Source organism: Actinomadura sp. WAC 06369 (assembly GCF_003947565.1).
GTDB lineage: Bacteria > Actinomycetota > Actinomycetes > Streptosporangiales > Streptosporangiaceae > Spirillospora > Spirillospora rifamycini.
This window is the reverse complement of the sequence record NZ_QHJN01000002.1, coordinates 1-7,265: the sequence shown is the minus strand read 5'-3', so window position 1 is coordinate 7,265 and position 7,265 is coordinate 1. Positions and strand designations below refer to the sequence as shown.

The following is a 7,265-nucleotide window of genomic DNA, read 5'->3' as shown; positions in this document are numbered from 1 at the left end:
GGTGCGACCGGAATGCCGGACTTCACCCGCGCGGAGGCGGGCCCATCGGTCCCCTCGGACCCATCGGCGGCGGGCCCATGCCGGGGCCCGGCGGCGGACCCATGCCCGGGCCGGGCGGCGGGCCCATGCCGGGGCCCGGGTGGGGCGCGCCGGCCACGGCGGGCTCCGGGAGCCGGTCGCGCTCCGGGTCGGGGCGCGCCGCCGCGAACTGGGTGCGGCACAGCTCGGCGTACAGGCCGCCCGCGTCGAGCAGCTCCTCGTGGACGCCCGACTCGATGATGCGGCCGCCGTCCACCACCAGGATCCGGTCCGCCTCCCGGATCGTGGACAGCCGGTGCGCGATCACCAGCGACGTCCGTCCCCGCAGCGCCGTGCGCAGCGCCCGCTGCACCTGCGCCTCCGACTCCGAGTCGAGGTGCGCGGTGGCCTCGTCCAGCACCACCACCGGCGGCGCCTTGAGCAGCAGCCGCGCGAGCGCGACCCGCTGCTTCTCGCCGCCCGACAGCCGGTAGCCGCGCTCGCCCACGACCGTGTCCAGGCCCTCCGGCAGCGCCGCGATCACGTCCCAGATCCGCGCCGCCTCGCACGCCTCCCGCATGTCGTCCTCGGTCGCGTCCGGGCGCGCGTACAGCAGGTTGGCGCGGAGCGTGTCGTGGTACAGGTGGGCGTCCTGGGTGACCATGCCGACTGTCTCGCGCAGCGAGTCGAGCGTCAGCTCGCGGACGTCGTCCCCGCCGATCCGGACGGTGCCCGCCTCGACGTCGTACAGCCGCGGCACCAGGTGCGTGATGGTGGTCTTGCCCGCGCCGGACGGCCCGACCAGCGCGGTCATCCGGCCCGCCGGAGCGGTGAACGTGACGTCCCGCAGCACCGGCGGGTTCTCGCCCCGCTCCGGCGACGGCAGCGCGATCGACTCCAGCGACGCCAGCGACACCTCCGCCGCGGACGGGTAGCGGAACGCGACGCCCTCGAACCTGATGTCCGGGGCCGCCACCGCGCCGTCCGCGTCCCCGCCGCCGTTCGCCTCGGCGACCCGGACGGCGGCGACGGGCCGCGCGTCCGGCCGCTCGGCGATCAGCGGCTTCAGGTCCAGCACCTCGAAGACCCGGTCGAAGCTGACGAGCGCGGTCATCGCGTCCGCCTGGACGCTCGACAGCTGGTTGAGCGGGGCGAACAGCCGGGTCAGCAGCGTCGCCATCGCCACCAGCGTGCCGATCTGCACCGCGCCGTCGATCACCAGGGCGCCGCCCAGCCCGTACACCAGCGCCGTCGCGAGGGACGCCAGCAGCATCACCGAGATCAGCATCAGCTCGGCGTACACCGAGGTGACCACGCCGATGTCGCGGACGCGCGCCGCGCGGCGCGCGAACAGGTCCGCCTCCTCGTCCGGGCGGCCGTACAGCTTCGCCAGCAGCGCGCCCGTCACGTTGAACCGCTCGTGCATGAGCGAGCCCATCTCGGCGTCCTGGTGCATCGACTCGCGGGTGAGCCGCTGCAGCGGCCGCCCGACGAGCCGGCCCGGCAGCAGGAACAGCGGCAGCACCAGCACCGCCACCAGCGTGATCGGCCACGACAGGTAGAACATCGTGCCCAGCACCAGCAGCAGCGTCAGCACGCTCGGCACGGCCATGGACAGCAGCGAGGTGACCGCCTGCTGCGCCTGGATGACGTCGGTGTTGAGGCGGCTGACCAGCGCGCCCGTCTGCGCGCGGGTGAAGAACGCGAGCGGCTGCCGCTGGACGTGCCGGAACACCTCCGTGCGCAGGTCGTAGATGAGCCCCTCGCCGATGCGGCCGGACAGCCGCGCCGCGGCGAGCTTGCCGGCCGCGTCCACCAGCGCCAGGACGGCCGCGGCCGCCGCCACCCACACCACCACCGCGGTGTCGCGCGGGATCACCCCGTCGTCGATGATGACCTTGAACAGCAGGGGGATCGCGACCGTGATCCCCGCGCCCAGGACGGTGATCGTCAGCAGGAGGATCGCGAGGCCGCGGTACGGCCGGACATAGGGCAGGATCCGCCGGAAGGTGCCGGGACGGACCCGCTGCCGGGTCACCTCCTCGCCTCCCATCCCGCGGATCATCACGGGTCCCGGGCCGCCGATCACGACGAGGTCTTCTCGGGCTCGGCCGTTCCCGCGCGGCCCGCCTCGTACTCGCGCATCTCCTCGACGAGGCTGCGCGGCCGCATGTCGGTCCAGTTGGCCTCGATGTGGTCCAGGCACGCCTGCCGGGTGTCCTCGCCGTGCGCGATCTCCCAGCCCTCCGGCACGTCCGCGAACGCCGGCCACAGCGAGTACTGGCCCTCGTCGTTGATCAGCGCCAGGAATCGTCCGTTCTCGTCATCGAACGGGTTGGCCATGATCTCTCCCCTGCAGATTGCGAAAGCGGCCCTTCCATTTCACGCGTCACGATAATGAGGCCGACAGGCCCCTACAAGGCGCCAGAAAATGGACGCGCGACCGTCCAACCGTGCATTTTTCCGGTTGGACGGCCGCCTTTTCCGCGCAGTTCTCGGCCGCGCGGTCCGCGCGCGGTCGCCGCCGCCGGGAACGGCGCGGAGCCCACCGGAACGTCCGGTGGGCTCCGCGCCGCGGGGGCCTATGCGGGGACGGTCACGTGCCCGTCCAGCGCGGCTCGCGCCTTTCCGCGAACGCCCGCGGCCCCTCGACCGCGTCCCGGCTGCGCATGCGGCGCTCCTCCCACACGTACCGGGTGGCGAACGCCTGCTCCAGCGGCATGTCGACGGACCGCAGCACCGCCTCCTTCACCGCCCGCACCGCCAGCGGCGCCGCCCGCACCAGGTCGTCGGTCCACGCGGCGACCCGCTCGTCCAGCCCGTCCGCCGGCGCGACCTCGTTCACCAGCCCGAGCTCCAGCGCCCGCGCCGCCGTCATCCGGCGGCCGGTGAGCAGGTGGCCCATCGCCGCCTTCAGCGGGACCTGCCGGGCCAGCCGGAACGCGCCGCCCGCGCCGGGCACCAGCCCGAGCCGCACCTCCGGCAGCCCGAACTCGGCGTGCTCGGCGGCCACGATGACGTCGCAGGCGAGCGCCAGCTCGAAGCCGCCGCCGAGGGCGTACCCGTTCACCCGCGCCAGGACCGGCTTGGTCAGCCCGAACCGCTCGGTGAGCCGCGGCCAGCCCGGCTGCCCGCGGCTGCCGAACGTCGTCGGCGGCGCCCCCGCCGCGTTGAGGCGGCTGCGCTCCTTGAGGTCCTGCCCGACGGAGAACGCGCGGTCGCCCGCCCCCGTCAGGACGGCGACGCGGACGTCGTCGTCCGCCTCGACGTCGTCCCACACCGCGGCCAGCTCCTCGTGGGTGCGCAGGTCCATCGCGTTGAGGACGGCCGGGCGGTCCAGCGTCACGTACGCGACGTGGTCCTTCTTCACGTACCGGACGCGCGGGCCCTCATCCTCGGGGGCGGCGTCGTGGGCGGTGCCGGGGGCGCTCACGCGGGACGCCCGAAGCGGCCGACCTTGGCCAGGACGTCCTGGCCGTAGATCCGCAGCGCCTGCTGGAGCGCGAACTCCGCCATGTAGCGGCGGAACTCCTCCGGCGGGTCGTCGGCGAGGTTCAGCATCCGCCGGTTGGTGACGACCGCGGGGCCGCGCAGCCGGTCCACGGCCCGCGCGACGGCCGCGTCCATCTCCGGCGGCTCGACGACCTCGTCCACCAGTGTCGCCGCGGCCGGTTCGGCGGCGCGGATCCGCCGCCCCGACAGGATGATCTGGCGGGAGATCCGCGGGCCCGTCGCGCGGGTCAGCCGGTAGTTCGACGCGCCCGGGATGATGCCCTCCTGCGCGGCCGGCAGGCTCAGGTACGCGCCCGCCTCGGCGATGACGTGGTCGAACGCCTGGAGCAGCTGCATGCCGCCGCCGATCGCGAAGGCGTCCACCGCCGCGACCCACGGCTTGTCCACCGTCGGCCACTGCCACGCCGGACCGCCGCCCGAACCGTCCGGGGCGTCCGGGTCGGCCGGGACGCGCACGCCCCGCACCAGCTTGGCGATGTACCCCATCTCCCGGCGCAGCAGGAACCCGACCAGCGAGATCTCCCCCGCGTGCAGCCGCTTCAGGTTGATGCCGGCGCTGAACACCCGGCGCCCCCGGTAGCGCGGGTGGCTCATCTCGCCGCCGCGCAGCAGCCCCACGCCCACCGACGGGTCGAGGAGCGCCAGGTCGACCGCGGTCTCCATGTCGTCGACCTGCCGCTCGTCCTCCGCGTTCAGGCAGTCGTCCCGGCACATGGTCAGGTGCGCCACCCCGTCGCGGCGCTCCAGCCGCACCGCCTCCATGTCGACCGCGCCCGTCCGGACGAACTCCGGCAGCAGGTCCAGCGCCCGCTCCGTCGGCGCCAGCATCGCGTCGAGCAGGTGCGGGCCCGCCACCGGGGACCGCAGCACGCCGCGCAGGAAGATGCCCTGGTCGATCTCCAGGCCCTCCTTGTCGGCCTGCGCGCGGGTCCGCTCGGCCGCGAGCCGCGCCGCCGTCGGCACCAGCCCCGGGAACGCCTCCGCCGCGGCCTCCACCAGCGCGTCGATGCGCGGCTCGCGGGTCCGCCCCGCGGTCAGCGCGTCGTACACCGCGGCGGCGTGCGCGTCCATGAACCGGGTGCGGGCCGCCCGCGCCCGGTCCAGCGCCGCGGCGGCGGCCGTCCGCTGCTCCGCGGACCGCACCGCCGGTTCCGGCAGCCCGTCCAGGAACGCGTCCGCGTCCCGCAGGACGCCGCCCAGCTCGTCCCACGCGCGTCCCGCGTCCCCCGGCAGGGCCGCCGCGGCGGCCCCGGCGGGCGCGGCCGAGTGCTCGATCGTCATGACGCGGCCTCCCGCTCCAGCCGCAGCGCCCGGTCGCACGCGGCGAGGTGCGCGCCCAGCGCGTCCTCGAAACCGGTCGTGGCGGCGTCGAACATCAACTGCCGGCGGATCGCCAGCTCCGGCCCGGCGAACCCGCCGAACCGGGCCGCCGCCTCCGCCACCGCCGCGTCCGGGTCGGTCGTCGTCTCGTCGACCAGCCCCGCCGCGACCGCCTCCGCCGCGCCGACCGGCGCGCCGAACAGCACCGTGTGCCGCACCGCGGCCGTCCCCGCCTGGTGCGCCATCCGGAACAGCGCCATCCCCGGCCAGGTCGCCGCGCCCGCGGCGCCCGCGAGGAGCCGCGCGTCCGGCGCGGCGATCCGCACGTCGGTGGCCAGCAGCGCGTCCAGCGCCGTCCCGCCGACGTCCCCGGACGCCACCGCCACCGTCACGGCCGGGAGCCGCTCCAGCCGGCGCAGCGTCCGCTCCCACTTCGTGACCAGCGAGGTCGTCAGCCCGTCCCGGGACGGGCCGGGCGCGCCCCCGACCTCCAGCACCACCAGCCCGGGCCCGCCGGGCCCCTCGACCCGGTCGCACAGCTCGTTCATCTCCAGGACGACCGCCGCCGACAGCGGCGCCGCGCCGTCGATCCGCGCCGCGGCCCCGACCGTTCCCGCCGCCTGCGTCATGCCCGCTCCCGTTCTCGTCGCCACCCGCGTCACCACCGCACCAGCGCGGTCTCGATCGTCGAGCCCGGCCCCATCGTCATCAGGACGCCGTAATCGCCCGGTTCGACCGCGTTCTCCTCCACGAGCCGCTCGTAGGAGAACAGGAACGAGCCGCTCGACACGTTCCCGTAGTCGCGCAGCACGCCCGTCGTGTGCCGGACGTCGTGCCGGTTCAGCCCCAGGTTCACGACGACCGCGTCGATCACCTTCTTGCCGCCGGAGTGGACGAGCCAGTGCCGGACGTCGCCGCGCCGCAGGCCCGTCCCGTCCAGCAGCCGGTCCACCGCGACCTCGGCGTTCGCGCCGACCACGTACGGGATCTGCGGGTCGAGGAAGAAGCTGAAGCGCCCCAGGTCGCGGTCCCAGTCGTAGCGCATCGCGTCGAGCGCCTCCGGGATGAGGGTGCTGGCGAACCGCAGGACGCGGGGCCCCGGCGCCCGCCCCGCCGCGTCCGGGCCCGCGGCCCGCGCGCCCGGCCCCGGTTCCGGCCCGGCGACGAGCGCGACGGCCGCGGCGCCGTCCCCGAACAGGCTGTTGACGACCGCCGTGCGCATCGTCCCGTCCATCGCGTACGCGGCCGAGCACGCCTCCGTGCACAGCACCACGGCCAGCTCGCCCGGGTGGGCGGTCGCCCAGCCGGACACCACGCCCAGCGCGTTCAGGCCCGCGTTGCAGCCCATCCCCACGATGTCGGACCGGCTGCAGTGCCGGTCGATGCCCAGCGCCCGGATCACCAGCGCGCTGAGGCCCGGGGTGAGGAACCCCGTCGACGTCACGCAGCACAGGTGCCGCAGGTCCGACAGTTGCGCGTCCGCCCGCTTCAGGCAGCTCTCCAGCGCCCGCACGCCCATCTCGACCGCCAGCCGGCGGTGCTTGTCGAGCAGGTCGCCCTGCGGCTCGGACTCCCGCCGGCCGCCCGCGCCGGGCGGCGGCAGCGTCAGGTACCGGCTCTCGATCGCGCTGTTCAGGAACACCGACCGCACCTTCGGGTCGGTGACGCCGATCTCGTCCAGCACCTCGCGCTGCGAGTACGACGTGGCGCCGCCGGCCGTCCCCACCCCGGCGATCCGGGGGACGAACGGGTTCGCCGCGGCGACGTCGGGGCGCGGCGCCTCCGTCGGTAAGTCGTCCCGGGATAATTCCATGTCCACGGTCATCGGAAGGTCCATCCCCACATTCTCGGTTTACTGCGAATATCTCCGCGTTGCGGCCCGGACAATGTCGACCCTTCTCTCGTGTTCCTCACAGGGGCACGTTTCCGTGTTTGCGCTGCGGCCCGGCCCGGCGTTTCGTGCGGAGCATCGCCAGGCCGCGCGCCACCTCGATCCGCGTCCGCACCGGATCGATGACGTCGTCCACCAGGCCCCGCTCCGCCGCGTAGTACGGATGGACGAGCCGCCGCGTGTAGTCGTCGACCAGTTCGGCGCGCAGCCGCTCCGGGTCGGGCGCCGCGGCCAGCGCGCGGCGGTGGATCACGTTCACCGCGCCCGCCGCGCGACACCCGCCGCCCGAAGATCTCCCCGGACCCGGTGACGACGCCGTCGGTGTGCGGCCGCGGCTCGTCCGGCCCCCCGTCGGGCCGCCGGTACAGCCCGATCTCGCCGAACGACCCCTCGTCCAGCAGGATCGCCAGCCGCTCGCGGGCGGTGAGCTTCCCGAGCGCGTGCTGCCGCTCCACCGCCGCCGGCCTCCCGGCGACGATCCGCGCCCGCAACTCCGCGTCCCCCCGCCGCAGCCCCTCCATCC

7 protein-coding genes and 1 pseudogene are annotated in these 7,265 nt (G+C 75.2%); all 8 read right to left on the bottom strand.

The annotated features are described in order from the left end of the window. Positions 1-22 precede the first annotated feature (22 nt). A complete protein-coding gene (locus DMH08_RS01350) occupies positions 23-2,071 on the bottom strand; it encodes an ABC transporter ATP-binding protein (protein WP_233617339.1) in 2,049 nt (682 codons plus the stop codon). A 32-nt stretch (positions 2,072-2,103) separates the two neighbouring features. Next, the gene (locus DMH08_RS01345) at positions 2,104-2,361 is read right to left on the bottom strand and encodes an MbtH family protein (protein ID WP_026400754.1); all 258 of its coding nucleotides are present in this window, start codon (positions 2,359-2,361) and stop codon (positions 2,104-2,106) included. A 253-nt stretch (positions 2,362-2,614) separates the two neighbouring features. After that, positions 2,615-3,451 carry an enoyl-CoA-hydratase DpgD gene (gene dpgD / locus DMH08_RS01335; protein WP_125611108.1) on the bottom strand — a complete coding sequence of 279 codons (837 nt, stop codon included), beginning with the start codon at positions 3,449-3,451 and terminating at the stop codon, positions 2,615-2,617. Further along, positions 3,448-4,812: a (3,5-dihydroxyphenyl)acetyl-CoA 1,2-dioxygenase DpgC gene (gene dpgC, locus DMH08_RS01330; RefSeq protein ID WP_125611106.1), complete on the bottom strand. Its 1,365-nt coding sequence runs from the start codon at positions 4,810-4,812 to the stop codon at positions 3,448-3,450. Before dpgC ends, dpgD begins: the two co-directional genes overlap by 4 nt. Beyond that, positions 4,809-5,480, bottom strand: a complete 672-nt coding sequence (gene dpgB / locus DMH08_RS01325) for an enoyl-CoA-hydratase DpgB (protein WP_026400756.1) — start codon at positions 5,478-5,480, stop codon at positions 4,809-4,811. The genes dpgC and dpgB overlap by 4 nt, the downstream gene beginning before the upstream one ends. Positions 5,481-5,509: 29 nt before the next feature. Next, positions 5,510-6,688 carry a 3,5-dihydroxyphenylacetyl-CoA synthase DpgA gene (dpgA, locus tag DMH08_RS01320; RefSeq protein WP_233617338.1) on the bottom strand — a complete coding sequence of 393 codons (1,179 nt, stop codon included), beginning with the start codon at positions 6,686-6,688 and terminating at the stop codon, positions 5,510-5,512. Between the two features lie 73 nt (positions 6,689-6,761). Beyond that, on the bottom strand, positions 6,762-7,001 hold the full coding sequence (locus DMH08_RS01315) for a carboxyl transferase domain-containing protein (RefSeq protein ID WP_125611104.1): 240 nt from the start codon (positions 6,999-7,001) through the stop codon (positions 6,762-6,764). Between the two features lie 76 nt (positions 7,002-7,077). Further along, positions 7,078-7,263: pseudogene (locus tag DMH08_RS42725) on the bottom strand (hypothetical protein); the annotation flags it as partial. Positions 7,264-7,265 lie beyond the last annotated feature (2 nt).

Bases quoted from the DNA above. Each gene is read 5' to 3' on its own strand.
- DMH08_RS01345 (WP_026400754.1), bottom strand. From the start codon at position 2,361: ATGGCCAACCCGTTCGATGACGAGAACGGACGATTCCTGGCGCTGATC.
- dpgA (WP_233617338.1), bottom strand. From the start codon at position 6,688: ATGGACCTTCCGATGACCGTGGACATGGAATTATCCCGGGACGACTTA.
- dpgC (WP_125611106.1), bottom strand. From the start codon at position 4,812: ATGACGATCGAGCACTCGGCCGCGCCCGCCGGGGCCGCCGCGGCGGCC.
- dpgB (WP_026400756.1), bottom strand. From the start codon at position 5,480: ATGACGCAGGCGGCGGGAACGGTCGGGGCCGCGGCGCGGATCGACGGC.
- DMH08_RS01350 (WP_233617339.1), bottom strand. From the start codon at position 2,071: ATGGGAGGCGAGGAGGTGACCCGGCAGCGGGTCCGTCCCGGCACCTTC.